22 protein-coding genes are annotated in these 19,887 nt (G+C 57.5%); 15 read left to right on the top strand and 7 right to left on the bottom strand.

Annotated elements, in window-relative coordinates; all coding sequences use genetic code 11:
* Nucleotide 1: 1 nt before the first annotated feature.
* The 5 genes from Q1A91_RS12695 to Q1A91_RS12675 are packed head-to-tail and all read right to left on the bottom strand — an operon-like array spanning nucleotide 2 to nucleotide 3,480.
* On the bottom strand, nucleotides 2-463 hold the full coding sequence (locus Q1A91_RS12695) for a flagellar biosynthesis protein FlgH (RefSeq protein ID WP_299877659.1): 462 nt from the start codon (nucleotides 461-463) through the stop codon (nucleotides 2-4).
* Nucleotides 464-475: 12 nt separating this feature from the next.
* Nucleotides 476-1,231, bottom strand: a complete 756-nt coding sequence (flgH, locus tag Q1A91_RS12690) for a flagellar basal body L-ring protein FlgH (protein WP_299877656.1) — start codon at nucleotides 1,229-1,231, stop codon at nucleotides 476-478.
* Nucleotides 1,228-1,929, bottom strand: a complete 702-nt coding sequence (gene flgA / locus Q1A91_RS12685) for a flagellar basal body P-ring formation chaperone FlgA (RefSeq protein ID WP_299877653.1) — start codon at nucleotides 1,927-1,929, stop codon at nucleotides 1,228-1,230. Before flgA ends, flgH begins: the two co-directional genes overlap by 4 nt.
* An 11-nt stretch (nucleotides 1,930-1,940) precedes the next feature.
* Nucleotides 1,941-2,726 (bottom strand): flagellar basal-body rod protein FlgG, encoded by a 786-nt coding sequence (flgG, locus tag Q1A91_RS12680; protein ID WP_299877650.1) that lies wholly within the window; start codon nucleotides 2,724-2,726, stop codon nucleotides 1,941-1,943.
* 19 nt (nucleotides 2,727-2,745) lie between these two features.
* Nucleotides 2,746-3,480: a flagellar hook basal-body protein gene (locus Q1A91_RS12675; protein WP_299877647.1), complete on the bottom strand. Its 735-nt coding sequence runs from the start codon at nucleotides 3,478-3,480 to the stop codon at nucleotides 2,746-2,748.
* A 176-nt stretch (nucleotides 3,481-3,656) separates the two neighbouring features.
* Between Q1A91_RS12675 and Q1A91_RS12670 the strand changes: the two genes are divergently transcribed.
* From Q1A91_RS12670 to Q1A91_RS12655, 4 genes are all read left to right on the top strand, one after another.
* Nucleotides 3,657-5,426 carry a hypothetical protein gene (locus Q1A91_RS12670; RefSeq protein WP_299877644.1) on the top strand — a complete coding sequence of 590 codons (1,770 nt, stop codon included), beginning with the start codon at nucleotides 3,657-3,659 and terminating at the stop codon, nucleotides 5,424-5,426.
* Nucleotides 5,427-5,585: 159 nt separating this feature from the next.
* The gene (locus Q1A91_RS12665) at nucleotides 5,586-6,887 is read left to right on the top strand and encodes a flagellar hook protein FlgE (RefSeq protein ID WP_299877641.1); all 1,302 of its coding nucleotides are present in this window, start codon (nucleotides 5,586-5,588) and stop codon (nucleotides 6,885-6,887) included.
* A 24-nt stretch (nucleotides 6,888-6,911) separates the two neighbouring features.
* The gene (flgK, locus tag Q1A91_RS12660; RefSeq protein ID WP_299877638.1) at nucleotides 6,912-8,330 is read left to right on the top strand and encodes a flagellar hook-associated protein FlgK; all 1,419 of its coding nucleotides are present in this window, start codon (nucleotides 6,912-6,914) and stop codon (nucleotides 8,328-8,330) included.
* Between the two features lie 10 nt (nucleotides 8,331-8,340).
* Nucleotides 8,341-9,423 (top strand): flagellin, encoded by a 1,083-nt coding sequence (locus Q1A91_RS12655; protein WP_299877635.1) that lies wholly within the window; start codon nucleotides 8,341-8,343, stop codon nucleotides 9,421-9,423.
* A 9-nt stretch (nucleotides 9,424-9,432) separates the two neighbouring features.
* Here the strand turns inward: Q1A91_RS12655 and Q1A91_RS12650 are convergent, their stop codons facing one another.
* Nucleotides 9,433-10,122 carry a response regulator transcription factor gene (locus tag Q1A91_RS12650; RefSeq protein ID WP_299877632.1) on the bottom strand — a complete coding sequence of 230 codons (690 nt, stop codon included), beginning with the start codon at nucleotides 10,120-10,122 and terminating at the stop codon, nucleotides 9,433-9,435.
* Between the two features lie 171 nt (nucleotides 10,123-10,293).
* On the opposite strand from Q1A91_RS12650, the gene Q1A91_RS12645 reads away from it, so the two are divergent.
* The 4 genes from Q1A91_RS12645 to Q1A91_RS12630 all read left to right on the top strand — a co-directional run bounded on the left by Q1A91_RS12645 (nucleotide 10,294) and on the right by Q1A91_RS12630 (nucleotide 13,221).
* A complete protein-coding gene (locus Q1A91_RS12645) occupies nucleotides 10,294-11,433 on the top strand; it encodes a flagellar basal body P-ring protein FlgI (RefSeq protein ID WP_299877629.1) in 1,140 nt (379 codons plus the stop codon).
* Nucleotides 11,433-11,744, top strand: coding sequence for a rod-binding protein (locus Q1A91_RS12640; protein WP_299877626.1), 312 nt, complete (start codon nucleotides 11,433-11,435; stop codon nucleotides 11,742-11,744). Before Q1A91_RS12645 ends, Q1A91_RS12640 begins: the two co-directional genes overlap by 1 nt.
* 22 nt (nucleotides 11,745-11,766) lie before the next feature.
* Complete coding sequence (locus tag Q1A91_RS12635; protein WP_299877623.1) at nucleotides 11,767-12,264, top strand: flagellar biosynthesis protein FlgI; 498 nt, start codon at nucleotides 11,767-11,769, stop codon at nucleotides 12,262-12,264.
* Between the two features lie 129 nt (nucleotides 12,265-12,393).
* The gene (locus Q1A91_RS12630) at nucleotides 12,394-13,221 is read left to right on the top strand and encodes a flagellin (protein WP_299877620.1); all 828 of its coding nucleotides are present in this window, start codon (nucleotides 12,394-12,396) and stop codon (nucleotides 13,219-13,221) included.
* A gap of 86 nt (nucleotides 13,222-13,307) precedes the next feature.
* On the opposite strand, the gene Q1A91_RS12625 is transcribed toward Q1A91_RS12630, so the two are convergent.
* Nucleotides 13,308-14,702 (bottom strand): FliI/YscN family ATPase, encoded by a 1,395-nt coding sequence (locus tag Q1A91_RS12625; protein WP_299877617.1) that lies wholly within the window; start codon nucleotides 14,700-14,702, stop codon nucleotides 13,308-13,310.
* A gap of 66 nt (nucleotides 14,703-14,768) precedes the next feature.
* Between Q1A91_RS12625 and Q1A91_RS12620 the strand changes: the two genes are divergently transcribed.
* From Q1A91_RS12620 to Q1A91_RS12590, 7 genes are read left to right on the top strand one after another with little or no spacing between them, the layout of a single operon-like run.
* The gene (locus Q1A91_RS12620) at nucleotides 14,769-15,122 is read left to right on the top strand and encodes a flagellar basal body rod protein (protein WP_299877614.1); all 354 of its coding nucleotides are present in this window, start codon (nucleotides 14,769-14,771) and stop codon (nucleotides 15,120-15,122) included.
* Between the two features lie 24 nt (nucleotides 15,123-15,146).
* A complete protein-coding gene (flgC, locus tag Q1A91_RS12615; protein WP_299877611.1) occupies nucleotides 15,147-15,557 on the top strand; it encodes a flagellar basal body rod protein FlgC in 411 nt (136 codons plus the stop codon).
* A 10-nt stretch (nucleotides 15,558-15,567) separates the two neighbouring features.
* Complete coding sequence (locus Q1A91_RS12610) at nucleotides 15,568-15,885, top strand: flagellar hook-basal body complex protein FliE (RefSeq protein ID WP_299877608.1); 318 nt, start codon at nucleotides 15,568-15,570, stop codon at nucleotides 15,883-15,885.
* Nucleotides 15,886-15,910: 25 nt separating this feature from the next.
* Nucleotides 15,911-16,180, top strand: coding sequence for a flagellar biosynthetic protein FliQ (locus Q1A91_RS12605; RefSeq protein ID WP_299877605.1), 270 nt, complete (start codon nucleotides 15,911-15,913; stop codon nucleotides 16,178-16,180).
* 1 nt (nucleotide 16,181) lies between these two features.
* Nucleotides 16,182-17,018, top strand: coding sequence for a lytic transglycosylase domain-containing protein (locus Q1A91_RS12600; protein WP_299877603.1), 837 nt, complete (start codon nucleotides 16,182-16,184; stop codon nucleotides 17,016-17,018).
* Nucleotides 17,019-17,021: 3 nt separating this feature from the next.
* A complete protein-coding gene (gene flhA, locus Q1A91_RS12595) occupies nucleotides 17,022-19,124 on the top strand; it encodes a flagellar biosynthesis protein FlhA (protein ID WP_299877600.1) in 2,103 nt (700 codons plus the stop codon).
* A gap of 3 nt (nucleotides 19,125-19,127) precedes the next feature.
* Nucleotides 19,128-19,886: a flagellar biosynthetic protein FliR gene (locus Q1A91_RS12590; protein ID WP_299877597.1), complete on the top strand. Its 759-nt coding sequence runs from the start codon at nucleotides 19,128-19,130 to the stop codon at nucleotides 19,884-19,886.
* Nucleotide 19,887: the final 1 nt, after the last annotated feature.

Raw genomic sequence — 19,887 nt, 5'->3', positions numbered from 1 at the left:
ATCACTTGATCTTGTCGATCTTCACGACAAAGCTGTTGACCCGTGCCGTGCGAACCTCTGGAAACCGAACGTAGAGTTTGCGCACCACCTTCTCTGCGAGCGCGGTCTTTCCCCTGTCATCAAGAACCACCTCGGCAAGGCCGACCTCACGCTCGGCCATTTCGGCCATTGCGGTGACCGTCGCATCCCGCAACCGGGCGCGCCCCAATGCCCCGTTGATGTTCTGAAACGCCACCGCGCCCATGATGTAGACATCAATGTCAAAGACCAGCTGCACCACCTCCGGGCCTTTGGGAAGTTTGACGGTAAAGCGGCCCAACGGCATCTTGAACAGCAGTTCTTTTTCGTCCTTCAGCCGGTCCATCGGCTTGGCCGTCTCCACAGGTCTCAGGAACCGCTCTCCGAAAAAGCCAGCGGCCCCCGCCCCCAGAACAAGCGTGACGAGGATGAGGATCTTGATCATTGTGCTACCGCATCAGTACGGCAGCACGATCTCAAGCAAATCGTCGCCGTAGCGCGGTTTTTGCACGTTTGAGATCTGGCCACGGCCACCGTAGGTGATCCGCGCTTCTGCGATTTTGTCGTAGTCGACAGTGTTATCCACGTTGATGTCCGCCTGCCGGATGATGCCGGCAATCCGCAGCTCACGCAGCTCTGCATTGACTTTGACCTCTTGCCTGCCAGCCAGGACAAAGTTCCCATTGGGCAGCACCCGGATGATCAGAGCGGCAACCCGCAGGCGAATGCTCTCATTGCGCTGGATGGAGCCTTCACCGCTGCTGGTGGAATCGCTTTCCAATCCCAGCAGGGAACCGGAATCCGTTTGTACGTCGAAGTTGAGGATGTCGGGATCCTTGACCTCGCGACTGTTGCTGCGGCTGCGTTCAGATGCGTTCTGCAAACGCGCACGGTCGTTGATGTCGATCAGCACCGTAACCAGATCGCCCACTTTCGCGGCCCGCCGATCCCGGAAAAAGCTGGTGGACCCGCTGTCCCACAGGCTCGATGCTTCGGCGCGTTGTGGGGCGGCGGGTGCCTGTTCAAGCGGCATGGGCACGCGGATGCTGTTGACTTCCGTCATCTGGTTGGGGTCCAGCACCAGATTGCTGACGGTTGGATCCCGCATCTCATCAATTTCGGCACAGGCAACAAGCAAAGCCATCGCGCAAAATGCACCAACCGCCTGCAAGAGGCGGCGGCAGGACGTGCGGGAAGTTTCGGATGTGTTCATTGATCGACCTCTACAACGCCATGCGATCTGGCAATTGCTGAAATTGTTTTGTTGCTGCTCAGATTGACCACCCTGATTTCCTGATCCAGATGCGCATCCGCCAGGGCGCGCCCCTTGGCGGTCAGGCGCAGCCCGCCCTGATTGAGGACGATCTTCACCTTCTCACCACGTGTCACCAGTTTTGGCGGGATCACGGATTGGCGCGGGACGGGTCTGCCCACGGACAGCATCCTGCGCACCTGCTTGCCGATCACGTCATCCTTGGCGCGCACGGCAAAAGTGCCCAGCCGCTGCAACGGCATTTCCACTGTCGTGATGTCGCTGACCTGAATGATCTCATCGGGCAGGATTTGTCGCGTGGGCACGGGGACTTCGATTGTAACCACAGCCACACCCCAGACCCGCTGCGGCACGCCGTATTCGGTCATCACATTGGCAATGAACTGACCCGTCTTCGGGTCCATCCAGAATTCCTGAATAAAATCACCATTCTGAATCGACCCCGCCGCCAGCCGGATCTCGATCCGGCTGTTGTTGGGCAAGGTCGGCCCCAACTCAACCGCGGCCCGTTCTTCGATCATCATCGCGACACTGTCCTGAGACGCCTGGGCAAAGTCGCTCCAGAAGGTGAGGCCCAGCAGCAGAACCAGTATGACGGCGATCCATTCGACGATGCGTCGTGTCATCAGGCGGATCATCTCAGGCCCTCCTATTTGATCTGATTGGTCGTGGTCATGATCTGATCTGCGGTTTCAATCGCCTTTGAGCTCATCTCATACGCCCGCTGGGCAGAGATCAGATCGGTGATCTGCTGGATGATGTTGACGTTAGAATTCTCCAGATACCCTTGGCGGGTCACCCCAATACCGGGCGAGCCGGGCGTTGCCTCAACCGCTTCACCGGATGCGGTTGTCGCCTCCAGCAGGTTGTCCCCGATGGGTTTGAGGCCCGCGTCATTCACGAAAGTGGCCAGCGTGAGTTGACCCAGTTCGGTGGGTTCGGTCTCATTCTCGACATAGGCCATCACCACACCGAACTGGTTGATCTCAACCTGCCGGGTCAATTCCGGCACCACGATGGCCGGCTCGATATCAAAGCCGTTGATCGCCACCATCTGCCCCTCGGCGCTGAGCTGGAATGTCCCGGCGCGCGTGTAGGCCTGTGTCCCGTCCGGACGGTTGACGACAAAGTAACCGCGCCCGTCGATGGCAAGATCAAGCTGGTTCTCCGTCTGCACCAAGCCGCCCTGGGTGTTATGCCGGATCACACCAGAGGCCTGCACACCCAGACCGATATCCGTTCCCACAGGCCGCGCGGTGCCTTCCTCTGAGGTCAGCGTGCCCGCGCTGCGGACATTTTGGTAAATCAAATCCTGAAACGCCGCCCGGCCGCTTTTAAAGCCCGTCGTATTGGCGTTGGCAATGTTGTTCGCGATGACGTCGACGTTCGTCTGCTGTGCCAGCATGCCTGTTGCTGCAATTCCCAAAGCCTTCATGTCACGGTCTCCTTATTGATTACCGGCTTGGGCCAAGTCTTTCGACGGCGCTGCGGGTCAGTTTGTCATCTTCGTTCATCAGCGTGATGGCATTCTCATAGGCACGCTGAATGTCGATAAGGCGGGTCATTTCCACGACAGCCTGCACATTGCTGGTCTCGACAAAGCCCTGCATGATGCCGGGGACCTCGGAGGGTTCGGGCACAGGCGTGTCTGGCGGCAAGGCATAGGTGCCGCCACCAAGCGGCGTCATGTCCGCGCCGCCCGGAATGTCAAAAACACCAACGGTGCCCAATACCGCGCCGCCCTCATCCACGATTGTCCCGTCCGAAGCGATGGAAACGTTCGATCCAGCTTCTGCCGGCAAGACAATCGGACCGCCACCGGCATCCAGCAACGTATGTCCCGCAGAGGTTCTGACCTGCCCTTCGGCATCAACTGCCAGCTGACCATGCCGGCCATACCCGGTGCCGCCTTGCACAAGCTGGAAGGAGAACCACCCCTCTCCGGCAATCGCCAGATCAAGCGGATTGCCCGTGGGCAACAAGGTCCCCTTGCTCATGTCGAGATATGACCCGCTGTCATTCACAAAGCTGACGTTCTCACCCTGGCTCGGGCTGTCGACGGTTTCCAGCAGCGGCTTCATGGATTTGTACCCGGAGGTAGATGAGTTGGCCAGATTATGCGCCGTCATGTTCATGCTGCGTTCAAGCGCAGTTGCTTTTGACAACGACACATAGCTTACGGAACCCATCTACCTCACCCTGCGCTGCTCTACCTGAAAGCGGATCTTTTTATTCTTAAGTTGCAAAATTAAATAGTCACAAATACAAGAATAGAGCAAGTATAAATCTACATCGGACAAAACACTCAATGGCAGATTACCGTTTAGCCTTGCTTGCTCTTGCTGTTCTTGGACAGTCGCCAAGCATGGCAACTGCCGCATCAGAGGCAAAGGAAGAAAAAGCCGAAAAACAGCCAATGTTTGTCGTGCCCCAACCGCCTGTCCCCACACAACGCAAAGCCGCCTGGTCAGAGGTGCTCGACCTGCGCCACTGGCCTGCAAGTACGTTTCACAGGGACCTCAAGAAGAGCATCGAAACACTGGGCGCCGCCCATGGCCCGGAAAAACAAAGCGTCATGTTGGATCTGGTGGAGCTCTACCTGACGCACATGCTTGTTTTCGAAGCGACATCCTTGCTGGATGGCATCGCACCGGAAAGCCCCCCCCAAGAATGGCGGCATGCCGCGCTGACCCATGCGACGCAACTTCTGGAAGGGATCCCGGTTGAAGATTTTGAAACCTCTCCGCTGGTTGATCCCGACCGCCCCGATACCGCGTTCTGGCGGACATTGCAGGCAATCGCGGTTGGGGACCTCGAAGGTCTGAACGCCAACATCGAACCAAGTTTCCGCGCGCTCCAGCACCAATCCCGCGCCATGCTGGAAGACATGCTGCCGCTTTTCATCGAAGCCGCAATTGAAACGGATCATCTGGATCATGCAGATGGCGCGATCCAACTGATCGAGGAAATGCCACGTTACAAGGATACGCCGACACGCCATTTCCTGCGCGGCAGCGAGGAAGAGCGGCGGGGCAATGAATCTTCCGCGCTGGATGCCTATATGATCGCGGCCCAGGGCTGGGACCGGTATGCGGCACGCGCGCGGTTGAACATCGCCAATATGGCCCTGCGCAATGGCAGTGAAGGGGCCCTGCTGGCGGCGCAGGCTGTTCTGGATGCAGGGCAGGAGGACTGGCGCGGCGGCCAGCTTGAACTGCAACTGCTGCGCAAACAGGCGGAGGTCAGCGTCCTTCTTGGGAATGCGGCGGAAAGCCTTCTGAGCCTGGGAAAGGTCATCACCCGCTTCCCTAAGTCGGGCGAACGCACACAGGCAGAGGAGCAAGCCTCCGACCTGCTGGAACGCGTCTACGCACATGGAGAGAGCGGCAGGACGTCACTGTCCAACTGGATGTCCTTTCATCTGCGCATCGTCCCAATCTATTCAAACCTCAGCGGATTTGCCCAATACCCCGAACGCCTTGGCGACAAGGTGCTTGAGATGGGCGCCACGGACCTCGCCATGCGCGAATTCGATCGCGCCAAACAGATCGTGCTCGACAGTCCGGAGGGCGAGGACACGGCGGCAACGCTGTTTCGCCTGAACTTGAAACTGGCCTCCGCCCAGCACCGTGCGGGTCTTTTTCCTGCCGCGCGGGCAACATTGGCCGAAGCCGGACCTGCCCCGGATGATGAGATGAAAGAACGCCATCTGAGGCTAAAGGCAGATGTTCTTGCCGACGGAGGACAGAACACCGCGTTTCTTGAAACCAAAGTGTCATCGCCCACGCTCGCTCAGATGAGAAAACGCACACGTGTCCTTGTAGATGAAGAACAGTGGCATGAAGCGAAGATGGATCTGGACGCCTTGTGGGAACAGCACCCGCAGAAATTTGATGTCAAGGACGCGACGTACCTGCTGATCGCCGCCAAGAAAACCAATGATGATGAAACAATTCAAGATGTTGTGCGTGCCTTTCCCAGTCTGACAAGCTCAGAAAACCTCATCGCGCTTGCGAAAAGTCTGAGCGAAGAACGCGAAGCGGTCTTGCCGCTGCGCGCAGATGAAGCCGAAAGGCGGCTCAAGGGACTTCAAACCGCCTTTGAGAAGATCAAGAATGCGGGGATCTCTCCTTAGGATCCATGGATAGGTGTGACATTTGTCTTACACCATTTCTAAACATCCGCCAAAATGGAAGGATTTCCCAACAATTCACAAAGCGTTAACCCGGCTTAAACCCCGGCTGTGTAAATACTTAAAATCAAAAGCGAACAAAAATAATATGCAGGTGGATTGATGAGCATTTCGAGCGCGCTTCAGACGGGCGTCAGTGGGCTGCAGGCAAACTCTCGGGCGGTGGGCAACATTTCCGAGAATATCGCAAATGCGAACACAGTTGGCTACAAGCGCGGGTTTGCCCAGATGGTGACAACGACCTCCTCTGGCAGCAGCGGGTCAGGCGTTCTGTCTGTATCGGCTGTGGGGCAGCTGGACATGCAGACCGCAGGTGGATTGATCTCCACCACCTCCGCAACCGATCTGGCAATTGGGGGCAACGGCTTCTTCGTCGTCAGCCTTAATCCAAACGAAACCGCGCAGAGCAATTACATGCTGACCCGCGCCGGGTCGTTCCTGCCGGATGAAGACGGCAACTTGAAGAACTCTGCGGGGTTCTATCTGGCAGGCTATCGCTACAATCTCGACGGCGAACTCGGCTCGGTTGATCGCAGCAACTTCTCCCAGATGGAAACCGTGAACGTCGGCAACATCAGTGTGTCTGCCGCGGGCACCACGCAGATGTCCACCTTTGGCAATCTGCCATCTCAGGACACGGGCACCGCGACACCCGGCGCGCCATTTGCATCCTCCTCCGAAGTCTTTACCAGCCTTGGCGCCAGCCAGCGCGTGGGTTTCTCCTGGCAACCAACAACCAGCGCAAATGTGTGGGAACTGTCCCTATCTGATCAAAACGGCGACCCTCTGGGCAGCGTAGAGATCGAATACAACGATTCCGGCGCGATGGCCGGGTCTCCGCTGGCCTACAGCAATGCCACATCCGCTGCGATTTCGCCTGCGGCCTTCTCCTTTGATACGGCAACCGGCACCGCCACAATCACCCTTAACAACGGTGTGTCTCCTCAAACCGTCTCAATCGATCTGGGCGCACCGGGCACCTTTACAGGTGTCACGCAATTCGCCGGGGATTTCAGTCTGGCGTTTGAGCGGGACGGTACAAGCGTCGGTGAGCTGGTCCGTACCGAGATCAACGAAGAAGGCACGCTGTTCGGCGTTTTTGACAACGGGTTGCGCACAGCGATCTTTGATATTCCGGTCGCCACCGTTGCCAACGCCAACGGCCTGATTGAGCGCAAGGGGAATGCCTATGCGCTGTCTGGTGAATCCGGCGCGTTCTTTGCGGGCCGCGCGAACACATCCAACACAGGTGCGATAAACGCGCAGGCGCTTGAGGGCTCCAACGTGGATATCGCGCAGGAAATGACTGATTTGATCCGCGCCCAGCGGGCGTTTTCCACCAACGCGCGGGTCATTACGACCGTTGACGACATGATGGATGAAACCACACGGCTGAAACGATAAACGACAGCTGAGCCGGAGTAAGACATGAACCTTACCGGTGCCCTGAATTCCGCGACAAGCGGCCTCTCCACGACGCAGAGCCTGTCGCGGGTGGCGGCGGACAATGTCGCCAACGCATCGACGCCGGGATATGTCCGGCGGCGGGCGGAACTGGTGACGTCTGGTCCCGGTCAGGGCGGCGCGCGCGTCAGCGAAATCCGCCGGGAGGTTGATGACACGCTGGCCAAGCTGGCGCGGCTGGAAAACGGCAAGATGGCCCGCCACCAGGCTGTCACCGAGGGTTTGAAAAGCTATACCGTGTTTCTGGGTCAGCCCGGCGATGGCATCTCACCAGCCGACAAGTTCTCAGACTTTCAGAACAGCCTGACAACGCTGGTCAACATGCCCTCTTCCACAGGAGCGCAGACCGGTGCCGTATTGGCTGCGGAACAAGTGGCAAAATCTGTGCGCAGTGCCGCAACGACGCTGGGCACCACCCGCAACGAAGTGGATATGGAGATCCGATATGAGGTCGCCGACCTCAATCAAGCGCTCTATACCCTGCGGGATCTGAACCAGCAGCAGCGCAACTTTCAGGCCGGATCGCTGGAATCAGCACAGCTGGATGAGCGCATCGACGGCCTGCTGGACCAGATTTCCGGCACCATCGACATGCGGGTCACTGTTTCCTCGGCAGGGTCGATCAGCCTCTATACAATTGGCGGCGCTGCATTGATGGAAGGCGATCTGATACAGGATGTGTCCTACAATCCATCCGACGGAACACTGATGGCAGGTGCTCAGGATATCACGCCTTTCAAGGATAACGTGCGCGGCCTTCAGCACGGCAGCCTTGTGGGTCTGTCCGAACTCAAACGCGATGTCATTCCCCGTTTCAGCAGCCAGTTGGATGAATACGCACGCGGATTGATTGAGAGCTTTCAGAATGCGGATGCCAGTCTTGCCCCCGGTCAGCCGGGCCTGTTCACCGACAACGGCATGGCCTTTGATCCAGCCAATACCGAAGGGATCGCCAGCCGTATCGCCTTGAACGACAGCATCTCCCTGTCGGGTGGCGCGGAAGTCTGGCGCATTCGCGACGGTCTGGGCGCGGCAGCACCGGGCAATGCGTCGGATCCCGCACAAATCTCCGCCTTTATTGACGGCCTGAACACACCCGTTGGCGCCGACCCCGCCACGGGCATCCCCGCCTTTGTCACTGTGTCCGATTTCGCTGCTGAATTTGTCACCGCTCAGGCCACCGCACGCGCACGCGCGGAAAGCAGCTTCGACGCCGCCGCCTCTGCCGCTGAACTGGTGATGGCTGCGCGGCGTAACTCCGAAGGGGTCAGCATTGATGACGAGATGCAGCAATTGCTGCTTATCGAACAAAGCTACGCCGCCAACGCCCGTGTCCTGAGCGCCGTGTCAGAGATGATCGACACGCTGATCGCAGCGGTGTGAGAGGGATGTCATGAACTGGTCCATCCGCACAAACTCCAGCTTTCAGCTTAACCTCTTCAGCCGTCAGAACGTGGAACGCACAGCACAAGCCTTGCAAAAGGCCGGGCAGGAAGTCGCGACTGGTCGCAAGGCGGACATATACACGGAATTGGGGTCACGCTCTGCCTCTGTGATGAAGTTGCGCATTCGCGAAGAAGACACGCAGACCTATATGCAGTCGAACAAGCTGATCGCGAACAAGCTGCAATTGACCATCAACTCCATGGACAAGCTCCGCGACACGATCCAATCGGTGGTGGAGACGACGTTCTTTGACACGTCACAGGCAGGTTCCGGCGCGTCACTGTTGCAAACTCAGGCCCGCGCCGCTTTGGATGAGCTCATCGGGACAATGAACACCAACTTCAACGGCGAACATGTCTTCGCCGGGCTTGCGTCCGAAGTCAGCCCGCTCACACGGTACACGCAGGCCAATCCTGACACAGGTTTATCGCCGGAAGATGTCATCAACAGCATCGTCGGCACCGGCCCCACAAATGTAGCCGAAGTCAGCACGATTTCCGCGGCACTGGACGTTGTTTTCAACTCAGCTGACACCGGCACCCCTGCCCGCAACTATGAAGAGACATTCTTTAACGGCACGAAGGAATTTGATGCGGGCGGCAATGAAAACCGCCGCATCACCGCATGGGTCGCAGCCGGTCAGGAGCTGGAATACGGCGTTCAGGCCAATGATGAAGCAATCCGCCAGACCTACAAGGGGCTGACAATGCTGATTGCGGCAGACACGACAAACATGGACACCGCCACGTACCGCGCCTGGGTGGCTGAGGTAAGCGACACGCTTGCGAAAGGCCAGGAAGGGTTGCTCCAGATTTCGGCTCGTACCGGTTTCAATCAGGAGGTGGTTGAAAAGGCCCAGACCCAGCTCAGGGACCTCTCGCTCGTCCAGCGGAACATGATCACTGACTATGAGAACGTCGATCCTTACGAAGCGATTACCCGGATGACGAACATGGAACGTCAGCTCGAAGCGACCTATCAGGTGACAGCCCGTCTGTCCGGCCTGTCAATTCTGGGGTTTCTTCGCTAGCGCGTTTACTTACTCCGGCGTGGTAAGCTTGTAACCACGGCCATGCACCGTTTCGATATACTGCCACCCACTGTCCGCCGCCTGGGCGAACTTCTTGCGCAATTTGCAGATGTAGACGTCGATCACCTTGTCGAAGGGTTGATCAATACTTGCGCCGTAAATCGCGTCGTAAATTGCGTCTTTCGAAATCACCTTGTTCGAGTTCAGCGCAAGGTGCTGAAATACCGAATGCTCCCGCTTGGACAGTTTGATGCGGCTGCCTGACACGATCGGGTCGCTGCCATCAAAGAAAGCGGTCAACTCACCCACGACAACGCTGTCTGCCGCATGTCCATAGAGCCTGCGAATGATGGAATTCACCCGTGAGTGCACCTCCGCGCCCCGAATGGGGCTGACTATCACATCATCGGCGCCCATGTTCAGAAGCTCCGCCGTGCCTTGCGCATTCCGGAAGTCCTTGAGAACGATCAGGGGGTTGGCGCAGCCCCTTTGGCGCAGCGCGCGAATGTGGCGTTGTACTTCGGGATATTCGCCCAACAAGATCGCACGTGTATCGATCTTTGCCTCTGAATGCCCCCCCAGACCGGATGAGAAGAAATCTTCCGTGATCATCTGGGGCTCTATCCCGCTGCTGCGCAGCTCAACGATCAGGCCGGCCCGACGTTCTTCTCGCGGCTCAAACACAAAAACCCGCATCATTCTGCCTCGCTTCGCTTTTCTATTCTTCGTTCTAAGGATTAAATTTGCACTTATCAATAATAAATGTAGATTAGAACTTGTATCATTCATTTAATGTGAAAGATATACAAGTACAGTTTTGTAATACTTGCAAATTGAGGAACAATGGATGCCGGTGACATGCGCCCTATGATGATACGCGTTTCAGCCCTCCTTGTTGTCCTGATGACGCAGGTCGGCACAGCCAGCGCAGATGTGCGGATCAAGGACATCGCCACATTTGAAGGCGTCCGTGAAAACCACCTGATCGGCTATGGCCTGGTCGTTGGCCTGCAAGGCACTGGTGACAAGCTGAACTCCAGCCCGTTCACCAGAGAATCCATTCGTGGCATGCTGGAGCGTCTCGGCGTGGCCAATCTTGAAGGCAATTCTCTGAACACCAAGAACACCGCTGCCGTGATGGTCACGGCGAAACTGCCGCCCTTCGCGCGGCGCGGCTCTCCGATTGACGTCACTGTATCGTCGCTCGGGGATGCGACCAGCCTGCGCGGCGGAACACTGCTGGTCAGTCCGCTGACCGGCGCTGATGGTGCCGTGTTCGCTGTTGCGCAGGGGCCCATCGTGTCATCGGGCTTTGCAGTTGAAGGCAACGCGGCAAGCGTGACCGAAGGCGTGCCAACAATTGCCAAGATTGAAAATGGCGCGATTGTAGAGCGTGAGGTTGATTTCAACCTTGTCCAGCTCAACAGCGTGCGCATTGCCCTTCGGGATCCCGATTTCACCACCGCCACCCGCATCCGCGACGTGATCGCGGACAAGCTTGGTGCCAGTTCGGTTGAAGTGCTGGATCCCGGCACGGTCGAACTCTGGATTGGCGACAAAAGCGATGTTCCTGCCACCATGGCAGCGGTCGAGAACCTGACAGTGCAGCCCGACGCCATCGCCCGCGTGGTCGTGGATGAAAAGACCGGCACCATTGTAATGGGTGCAAATGTACGCATCGCTCAGGTCGCCATCAGCCAGGGCGGGTTGACCGTGCGCATTCAGGAAAACTACCGCGTCAGCCAACCCGGTCCGGTCAGTATCGGTGGTTCAACGGGTGTCATCACCGGTGCCCCGATCCAGATCGGCGGGAACACCGTCGTCGTGCCGGAGACAGAGATCGACATCAGCGACGAAGAACAAAAGTTCACCATCCTCAATGGTGACGTCAGCCTGCAAGAACTGGTGAATGGGCTGAACGCCATCGGCGTGGGCGCGCGCCAGACGATTTCCATCCTTCAGGCAATCAAGGCGGTTGGCGCGCTCCATGCAGATCTGGAGATTATCTGATGCAGAACGTTCAAAACACACCACCAAACGTCGCCGCTCTTTTGCAGCAGACCAGAGCCGCAACTGAGGATAGCAAATCTGCCGAAGCCTCAAAGGAGTTTGAAGCTGTGTTTCTGGGGCAATTCGTTGATGAGATGATGAAAACCGCAGGGGCCACCGCCTTCGGGGATGAACATCAGGCAGAGATGTGGCGATCGTTCATGTCGGAGGCCGTCGCGAAACATCTGGTGGAGCAAGGGGGCGTTGGGCTGTCTGGCAGTGTCAGCCAGATGATTGGCGCCTACACCGACACCGCATCCGACAAGACATGAAGAACAGCGGAGAGACGATGACATGATCGCGCCCAAGAAGTTCCGCTTCGGTGAACGCCAACCCCTTCCGACTGTAGACGGGACCCCTGCCCCTCTTGTCCTGACAGCAGAGGACGAGGCGAACCTCGACACCTATGTGGTCAAGATTGGCGAAACCATCGAAATCCTGCGTCAGGAAATCGCCGCGATCAAGAAAGGGGAGCTGAAAACCATCACCAACCTGTTCGACGACAAATCAAAAAGCCTCAAATGGCTGGAACTGCACACCCCGCTGATTGAGCCTTTCCTGGATCATGCCGCCGCCAAACAGCGGGATTTGCGCACACATATGGCCAATCTCAAGGAAAGCATCGAAGAAAATGGTGCATTACTGTCACGCATGGCCATTACCGTTAAGACAATTCTGCGAGAACACGAAAAAATCCTTAACCGCAACGGTTTAGGTGGCGTATACGCAAAGACAGGAGAGAAGGTCTCTGTCAATCAGGGACCGGAAATGAAGATAGACCGGGAATTCTAATCCGCAGAATGCGATAAATGCCCGTTTCATTAACCGCGCTTTAACTCTGGCGATTATCTCTCTCATGCTGGGTCGAACCAGCACCTCAGTCAGAAGACTGAACTTCATGAGAAAACAGGAGTACATTAAATGTCATCCATTCTCAACAATACCTCCGCAATGAATGCCCTTTCCACCCTGAAGATGGTGAACCGCGGGCTCAATGAAACTCAGGACCGTGTCTCCACAGGTCTGGCCATTCGTTCCGGTAAGGAAAACGCCGCCTACTTCGCCTTGTCTGAAACAATGGCAAGCGATAGTGGCATGTACAAAGCCATCAACGAAGGCATGACAGCGACGAAGAACTCTGTCTCCACTGCCCGTCTTGGTGCTGAAACCGTCACAGACCTGACCGGCCAGTTCATCGAACGGGTTGCATTTGCACAGACCGAAGGCATCGACCGTGCCGACGTTCAGGCCGAACTTGTGGGTCTGGCAAGCCAGATCCAGGGTGTGATCGATCAGTCCACCTTCAACGGCAACGACCTTGTTGGCGGCCCCGCTGCGACAACAACCGTGACCACGGGTATCACCCGTTCCGGCGGTACATTCGCAACGACCTCCATCTCGTTCCAGTCTGTTGACCTTCAGGCCATCCACGATGCGCTTGTGGCCATTGATGTGACTGATACCGGCACAACCATGGGTGCCAAGCTTGCTGTTGCAGAAGCCGAATTGGGCAATGCGATCAACGCGGCAACATCCCTTGGTGTGACGGAAAAGACGCTGGAAGGGCAGATGCAGTTCCTTGACAGCCTGACCGACACGCTGGATTCCGGCGTCAGCTCCCTTGTGGACGCGGACATGGAAGAAGAAGCAGCACGTTTGCAGGCCTACCAGGTACAACAGCAGCTGGCGACTCAGTCGCTGTCGATTGCAAACCAGTCACCTCAGAACATCTTGAGCCTGTTCCGTTAAGTCGGACAACGTTGAGTTGAAAACACGTATCGCCCAGTCCCAGGATTGGGCGATACACTGACTGTCCCTCCAAAACACGCAGTCCTTTATCGCGCGGCTTGCTCCAGTTCCGGCACAGCCTCTTCCTTTTCAAAGAACACACGCAGGGGGTCTTCAATCCCCGCCTCCAGGATCATCCGGTACATTTCCGCAAAGCTCTCGCTTGTCGGGCACATTTCCCCGCGCCGTTGCGACAGGAAGGGGCTGGATGCCTTGAAAAACTCGATGGCTTCATCCGTTTCCGCGTCAGATCCGGGCTTGTACGCGCCCAGCCGGATCAGGTCTTCCATGTCTGTATAGCGGCCAAAGGCCTTTCGGGCGGTCTTGATAATCGCGAACTCCTCAGGGGAATGACAATCCGGCAGCATCCGCGACAGCGATCGTTGCAGATCAATCGCCGGAAACCGGCCCTGCTCCGCGATGCGACGGTCCAGCACCATATGCCCATCCACAATTCCGCGCACGGCATCTGCAATCGGCTCGTTCATATCATCCCCATCGACAAGCACGGTATAGAGGCCGGTAATATCCCCCTCACCTTCCGGCCCCGGCCCCGCGCGCTCCAACAGATGCGGCAATTCTGAAAAGACGGAGGGCGGATAGCCACGCAGCGTCGGCGGCTCCCCGCGCGCCAGACCAATTTCCCGCTGCGCCATCGCAAAGCGGGTCACACTGTCCAGAAGAACGAGCACCTGTTTACCCTTCTTGCGAAAATGCTCGGCAATAGCCGTGGTTGTCAGCGCCGCCTGCTTGCGCATGAGCGGCGCTTCATCCCCCGTCGACACGACGACAACCGCACGCGCCATCCCTTCTTCGCCCAGATCTTCCTGAATGAACTGCTGCACTTCGCGGCCGCGTTCGCCGATCAGCCCAATGACAATCAGATCCGCATCCGTATTGCGGGCGAGCATGGCCATCATCGTCGATTTACCAACCCCGGATCCCGCGAACACCCCCATGCGCTGGCCCTGACACAGCGGGGTAAACAGATCGATACATTTGATCTGCGTTTCCAGACGCCTTCCGACCGGCTTGCGATCAAAGGCACGCGGCGGCTGGGGCTTGAAAGACTTTCGCCGATGCGCACGGGGGGCGGAGCGATATTTGGACAGCGGCCGCCCCAATCCATCAATCACTGTACCGATCCAGCTGTCATCGGGATGGATCAGGTCATCAAAGAAGATCAGCTCCACCTCATCCCCTACCGCAACGCCATCCCATTCCCCGAAGGGCAAAATACATAGGTCATGGCCCTGCAGTCCCACGACCTCTCCGGCAACCGCGCCTTTCCGGCTCTGCACTTCGCACCGGCTACCTATGCCTGCCAGCGTCTCCAACCCGCCGACAGTCAGGTTGAGACCAACAATGGACTTCACACTGCCGACAACCCGCGTGCTGCGTGCTGAATACATCTGTTCTTGAAGGTTAGAATAGATAGACATGATTTTTTAATCCTTCACTAACCATTTTATACTTGATATAAGGCAAGAACAAAACACGAGTCCATTATGAACACAGAACCAACATCACTTTTTGATCTTGCGCCCAAACGGCTTCAGTGGCTCGCCAGCCGACAAAAGGCCGTGTCAGAGAACATCGCCAACTCAGACGTAGCCAGCTACCGCGCGAAAGAGGTGGAGAGCTTTGCCAGCTACCTCAACAACGCCAAGGCCTCCGGCTCTCTTCAGGAAGCAAAGACGCAGGAAGCCAAGGTCAGTTGGTCCGAAGACCTGACCGGCAACAACGTCGTTCTTGAAGAGCAATTGATGGAAGCCAGCAGCGCCGCCGGTCAGTTCCGGATCGCCGCAGGGCTCTACCGCAAGGCGTATGAGATGATCGGCGCTGTGGCTGGACGCAGATAACAACGTGCCGGATAGGAGGGCGACATGGATCCACTCAGCTTGATATCAAAGACAGCCGCCAGCGGCATGCGCGCGCAGGGTGAACGCCTGCGTGTGGTGTCTGAGAACGTGGCCAACGCCAATTCGACGTCCAGCAAACCCGGTGGGGACCCGTATCAGCGCAAGATTATCAATTTCGAAAATGGCGTAGATCCCAGCACAGGTGCTGCAATCGTCCAGCTTGGCGAGGTCGAGACTGACAAATCCAGCTTTGTGCTGCGCTTTGATCCCTCGCACCCATCCGCAGACGCAGACGGCTACATCAAGCTGCCAAACGTGAACCCCCTGATCGAGATGAGCAACATGCGCGAAGCCGCGCGGAGCTATGAGGCCAATCTGTCGATGATGGAAAACGCCCGCTCCATGCGGCGTCTTCTGGTCGATCTGCTGAGCTGAGGAGGAAGACATGACAGATTTTTCAACAATCCGCTCAACCTACATTGAAAGCGCCTATGCCAAGTCGGCGCGTTCAAACACCGCAGAGAGCCTCCCGCCCAAGGAGCAGACCGAAGACTTCTCAAAAATGGTGTCGGATGCCGCAGCACAGGCTGTGGACACCGTGCGCACAGGAGACAGCACCGCGATCGCCGCCTTGAATGGGCAGGCCGGGCTGCAACAGGTGGTTGAGGCAACCATGGCCATGGAAAGCACTGTCCAAGTGGCTGTCGCCCTGCGTGACAAGATGGTCGATGCCTATCAGGAAGTGATGCGGATGCCGATCTGACGCCGAATTTGAACAAGGGTTGCCCGTGGACGAGATTACAACATATGAGATCATTCGCCAAACCATCATGGCAGTCCTGATCGGCTCCGGGCCAGTCTTGATCGTCGCGCTTGGTGTTGGTCTTGTGATCGCGTTCTTTCAGGCGCTCACTCAAATCCAGGAAATGACCCTCACTTTCGTTCCGAAGATTGCGGCGATCTTCCTGACGCTCGCGATCTCTCTCCCGTTTGTTTTCTCAACGCTTGTGCGCCTCTCTGACCGGGTCTTCGATCTGATCGTCAGCGGAGGGGTCTGACATGGATCCCAAGATCTTCTGGATCGCGGGCGCCTTGGCGGTTGGGTCGTGGGTCATGTATGCACCTGCCGACGCAACTGAACCGGTGTCATGGAAAGGGTTCTACAGTCTTTCGACCCGACCTGCCCCGGCACAGGATACACCCGAACGCCCCGAAAGGCAGAATGTCCCAATCTCGCAAACGGACTGCGTAACCGCGATCCTGGCCGCACAGGCCCGCTACAACATCCCCAACAACCTGCTGCTGGCCATCGGGGTGCAGGAAGCCGGGCGACAAGTGGATGGCGCGCTGACCATCTGGCCGTGGACCGGCAACTACCACGGCAACGGCGCGTTCTTCCGCAGCAAGGTCGCGCTGGAAAACTGGGTGCGCGGCAAACAGGCGCAAGGGATCAGTTCCATTGATGTGGGCTGCATGCAGGTGAACCAGAAATGGCATGCGCAGGAGTTTGCTTCGCTCGAACAGGCGACAGACCCGATGGCAAACGCAGACTATGCCGCGCGGTTTCTGCGCAGGCTCTACCGCGAAACAGGTGACTGGTGGGAGGCCGCAGGCCGCTATCATTCCTCAAGCCCCAAGTTCAAGGAAATCTACCTGACCAAGCTGACCCGCAATCAGCAGGTCGCCAACGCGATAATGGCAAATGGCATCGCTCCGGCTGCAATTGACCCGCGAAAGGCATCTGCCCCTGCGCATGGGTCCAGCAGACCTGCCCCCATCATCGGATGGAGCGCCGATATGACCGGCGCCGCGCAAGGCCGCCGTTTCAACCAGATTTCGATCTACTCCAACGCGCCGTTGCAGCCCTTGCTGACCCAGAACGCAGAAAACAATTGATCCATGAGCAGCCCTGACACCAACCTCCGCAGCCGTCCGATTGTCGGATTTGCCAAGTTAGGCCAGAACAACCGCGACATCGGGTTTGCGATTGCTGTGATGCTGATCCTGTCGGTGCTGTTTTTACCGCTGCCGTCGTTTTTTCTGGACATCGGGTTTGCGATCTCCCTGTCGCTCGCCGTGCTGATCCTTATGGTAGCGCTTTGGATCGGGGCACCGTTGGAGTTCAACTCCTTCCCCACGCTGTTGCTGGTTGTCACGATGTTGCGGCTCGCCCTTAACGTCGCATCAACCAGACTGATCCTGTCGGAAGGCCATACCGGACCCGGTGCTGCGGGCGACGTCATCGAAGGGTTTTCGCAATTCATGGTGGGCGGTGATTTCATCATCGGAATCATCGTCTTTGCCATCCTTGTGATCATCAACTTCATCGTGATCACCAAAGGCTCCACCCGGATTGCCGAGGTTGCGGCGCGGTTCTCACTTGATGCGATGCCGGGCAAACAGATGGCGATTGATGCAGATCTGGCTGCGGGCGTGATCAATGACGAGGAAGCCAAACACCGCCGCAAGACGCTGGAGGAGGAGAGCTCCTTCTTTGGCGCGATGGATGGTGCATCGAAATTCGTGCGGGGCGATGCGGTCGCGGGGCTGATCATCACCCTGATCAACGTCTTTGGCGGCATCATGATCGGCATGATCAGCCACGGTTTGAGCATTGGCCAAGCCGCGAACAACTACACGGTCCTGACAATCGGCGATGGTCTGGTCACGCAGATCCCTGCACTGATCGTCTCCCTCTCCGCCGGCCTGCTGGTGACAAAAGGCGGCACCAAGGGCGCCACGAACGAAGCGGTCCTTGGACAGCTCAGCAACTTCCCCAAGGCGCTCTACATGGCGGCAGGGTTGACCTTCTGCATGGGTATGCTGCCCGGCTTTCCGTTGCTGATCTTTATGCCCCTGTCCATCGGGACGGCGATCTTTGGCAACTTGATGCAACGGCAGCTTGCGGCGCGCGAAGCGATGCAACATGCCGCTGAGGTTGAGGAGGTTAACGCCGGCAAGGAGGTCGAAGACCCGATCTCGGAAATGCTGCGTGTGGATGATGTGCGCCTTGATATGGGCGCGGGTCTGGTCCCGATGATCAACTCCGTCAACGCGGCACTGCCGGGCAAGGTCAAAAGCCTGCGGTCGCTGTTCATCAAGGACTACGGATTTGTTCTGCCCCCGGTGCGGATCAAGGACGATGGCGCACTGCCAACGAATTCCTACGCGATCATTCTGCAAGGTGTCGAAGTTGCGCGCGGCGAAGTGCAGCCGATGATGTCCATGGTCATCAACCCCACCGGAGAAGAGCTGGACCTGCACGGCAAGCGCACCAAGGAACCCACCTTTGGCCTGGACGCGATCTGGGTGGATGAAGCCCGCGCGTCAGAAGCAGAATTGATGGGCATGACCGTGGTCGATCCCGAAAGCGTGGTCACCACGCACCTGACCGAAGTGATCAAGGAGCACATGCCGGAAATCCTGACCTTCTCGGCAACGCAGGAGCTGATCGAAGGTCTGGATAAAGACTACCAGAAGCTGCTCTCCGACAGCGCGACAAACAGCCCGGCCGTGATGTTGCAGCACGTGTTGCAGTCGTTGCTGTCTGAACGTGTTTCCATCCGCAACCTGCCCAAGATCGTGGAAGCCGTCGCCGAAGCCACTGCCACCACCAAGAACATTCGTGCCGTGATCGAACACGCCCGTGGCAAGCTGTCCAAACAGATTTGCCAGTCGCTCGTCGATGAAAAGGGTTTTGTGCCCGTGATCACACTTGGCGCGGATTGGGATCGCGAACTGACCAGCACAATCAGCACCAACAACGGGGAAGAGACGTTCTTGATGCAGCCCTCCCGCGTGCAGGATTTTGTCCTAGCGGTGCGGCAGGAGATCCAGAAATACTCCGCCGTCGATGAATGGCCCGCCATTCTGGTGGCACCACAGGTCCGGCCCTATGTCCGCTCCATCCTTGAGCGTGTCAGCCCGATGACCCAGGTCATTTCCCACAACGAAGTGCACCGGAAAGTCGCATTGCGCACTGTTGGCAGCGTCGGGCAATAGCCGGTGTCGCTGGAAACCTACGTCACCTCCCTGTTCTTTTCCTACTTCGTTGTCTTTGCCCGTCTGGGAACCGCGCTGATCTTCATGCCCGCCTTTGGGGAGACGCAGATCCCCGTGCGTGTTCGTCTGTCCTTCGCCCTTGTCTTGTGCGCCGCGCTGATGCCCGCCACGCCTGTGCGGGATGTACTGCCCGGCGACCCGTTGACCATTGCGCTGATGGTCGGGACCGAAGCCACCATCGGCCTCTGGATCGGGCTCACCGCCCGGATCCTTCTGGCTGCCTTGCAGTTCGCAGGTTATCAGGTTGGGCAAGTGTCCGGTCTGGCGAATGCCTTCGGCCCGTCGTTTGGCGCGTTCGAAGGGGCCACAATGGTCGCGACCTTGATGTTGGTCAGCGCGGTGGCGATGATATTTGTCACAGACACACACCACATCATCCTGCGCGCCCTGCTGTCGAGTTATGAGCTTTTCATCCCCGGTCAACCGTTGATGGTTGAGGATATGGCACAGCAGATCATCAAAGCCGGCTCAAAGAGCCTGTATATCGGGACAGCCATTTCAGCCCCCTTCTTTGTCATGGGAGTTGTCCTGAACCTTGGCATGGGTCTGGCAAACAGAATGATGCCGCAACTGCCCGTCTTCTTTGTCGCCGCATCCCTTCTGATCGCAGCGGGCCTTTACATCCTTGCAGTTGCCATCCCGTCGAGCCTTGATTTCTATATCATGGAGACGCGGGAATGGCTGATGATGTTTAGGTTCTGAG

This window comes from uncultured Sulfitobacter sp. (genome assembly GCF_947500075.1).
Lineage (GTDB): Bacteria > Pseudomonadota > Alphaproteobacteria > Rhodobacterales > Rhodobacteraceae > Sulfitobacter.
Note: the sequence above shows the minus strand (reverse complement) of the source record. Positions and strands in the feature narration are given on the sequence as shown.

Bases quoted from the DNA above. Each gene is read 5' to 3' on its own strand.
- Q1A91_RS12695 (WP_299877659.1), bottom strand. From the start codon at position 463: ATGATCAAGATCCTCATCCTCGTCACGCTTGTTCTGGGGGCGGGGGCC.
- flgH (WP_299877656.1), bottom strand. From the start codon at position 1,231: ATGAACACATCCGAAACTTCCCGCACGTCCTGCCGCCGCCTCTTGCAG.
- flgA (WP_299877653.1), bottom strand. From the start codon at position 1,929: ATGATCCGCCTGATGACACGACGCATCGTCGAATGGATCGCCGTCATA.
- flgG (WP_299877650.1), bottom strand. From the start codon at position 2,726: ATGAAGGCTTTGGGAATTGCAGCAACAGGCATGCTGGCACAGCAGACG.
- Q1A91_RS12675 (WP_299877647.1), bottom strand. From the start codon at position 3,480: ATGGGTTCCGTAAGCTATGTGTCGTTGTCAAAAGCAACTGCGCTTGAA.
- Q1A91_RS12670 (WP_299877644.1), top strand. From the start codon at position 3,657: ATGGCAACTGCCGCATCAGAGGCAAAGGAAGAAAAAGCCGAAAAACAG.
- Q1A91_RS12665 (WP_299877641.1), top strand. From the start codon at position 5,586: ATGAGCATTTCGAGCGCGCTTCAGACGGGCGTCAGTGGGCTGCAGGCA.
- flgK (WP_299877638.1), top strand. From the start codon at position 6,912: ATGAACCTTACCGGTGCCCTGAATTCCGCGACAAGCGGCCTCTCCACG.
- Q1A91_RS12655 (WP_299877635.1), top strand. From the start codon at position 8,341: ATGAACTGGTCCATCCGCACAAACTCCAGCTTTCAGCTTAACCTCTTC.
- Q1A91_RS12650 (WP_299877632.1), bottom strand. From the start codon at position 10,122: ATGATGCGGGTTTTTGTGTTTGAGCCGCGAGAAGAACGTCGGGCCGGC.
- Q1A91_RS12645 (WP_299877629.1), top strand. From the start codon at position 10,294: ATGATACGCGTTTCAGCCCTCCTTGTTGTCCTGATGACGCAGGTCGGC.
- Q1A91_RS12640 (WP_299877626.1), top strand. From the start codon at position 11,433: ATGCAGAACGTTCAAAACACACCACCAAACGTCGCCGCTCTTTTGCAG.
- Q1A91_RS12635 (WP_299877623.1), top strand. From the start codon at position 11,767: ATGATCGCGCCCAAGAAGTTCCGCTTCGGTGAACGCCAACCCCTTCCG.
- Q1A91_RS12630 (WP_299877620.1), top strand. From the start codon at position 12,394: ATGTCATCCATTCTCAACAATACCTCCGCAATGAATGCCCTTTCCACC.
- Q1A91_RS12625 (WP_299877617.1), bottom strand. From the start codon at position 14,702: ATGTCTATCTATTCTAACCTTCAAGAACAGATGTATTCAGCACGCAGC.
- Q1A91_RS12620 (WP_299877614.1), top strand. From the start codon at position 14,769: ATGAACACAGAACCAACATCACTTTTTGATCTTGCGCCCAAACGGCTT.
- flgC (WP_299877611.1), top strand. From the start codon at position 15,147: ATGGATCCACTCAGCTTGATATCAAAGACAGCCGCCAGCGGCATGCGC.
- Q1A91_RS12610 (WP_299877608.1), top strand. From the start codon at position 15,568: ATGACAGATTTTTCAACAATCCGCTCAACCTACATTGAAAGCGCCTAT.
- Q1A91_RS12600 (WP_299877603.1), top strand. From the start codon at position 16,182: ATGGATCCCAAGATCTTCTGGATCGCGGGCGCCTTGGCGGTTGGGTCG.
- flhA (WP_299877600.1), top strand. From the start codon at position 17,022: ATGAGCAGCCCTGACACCAACCTCCGCAGCCGTCCGATTGTCGGATTT.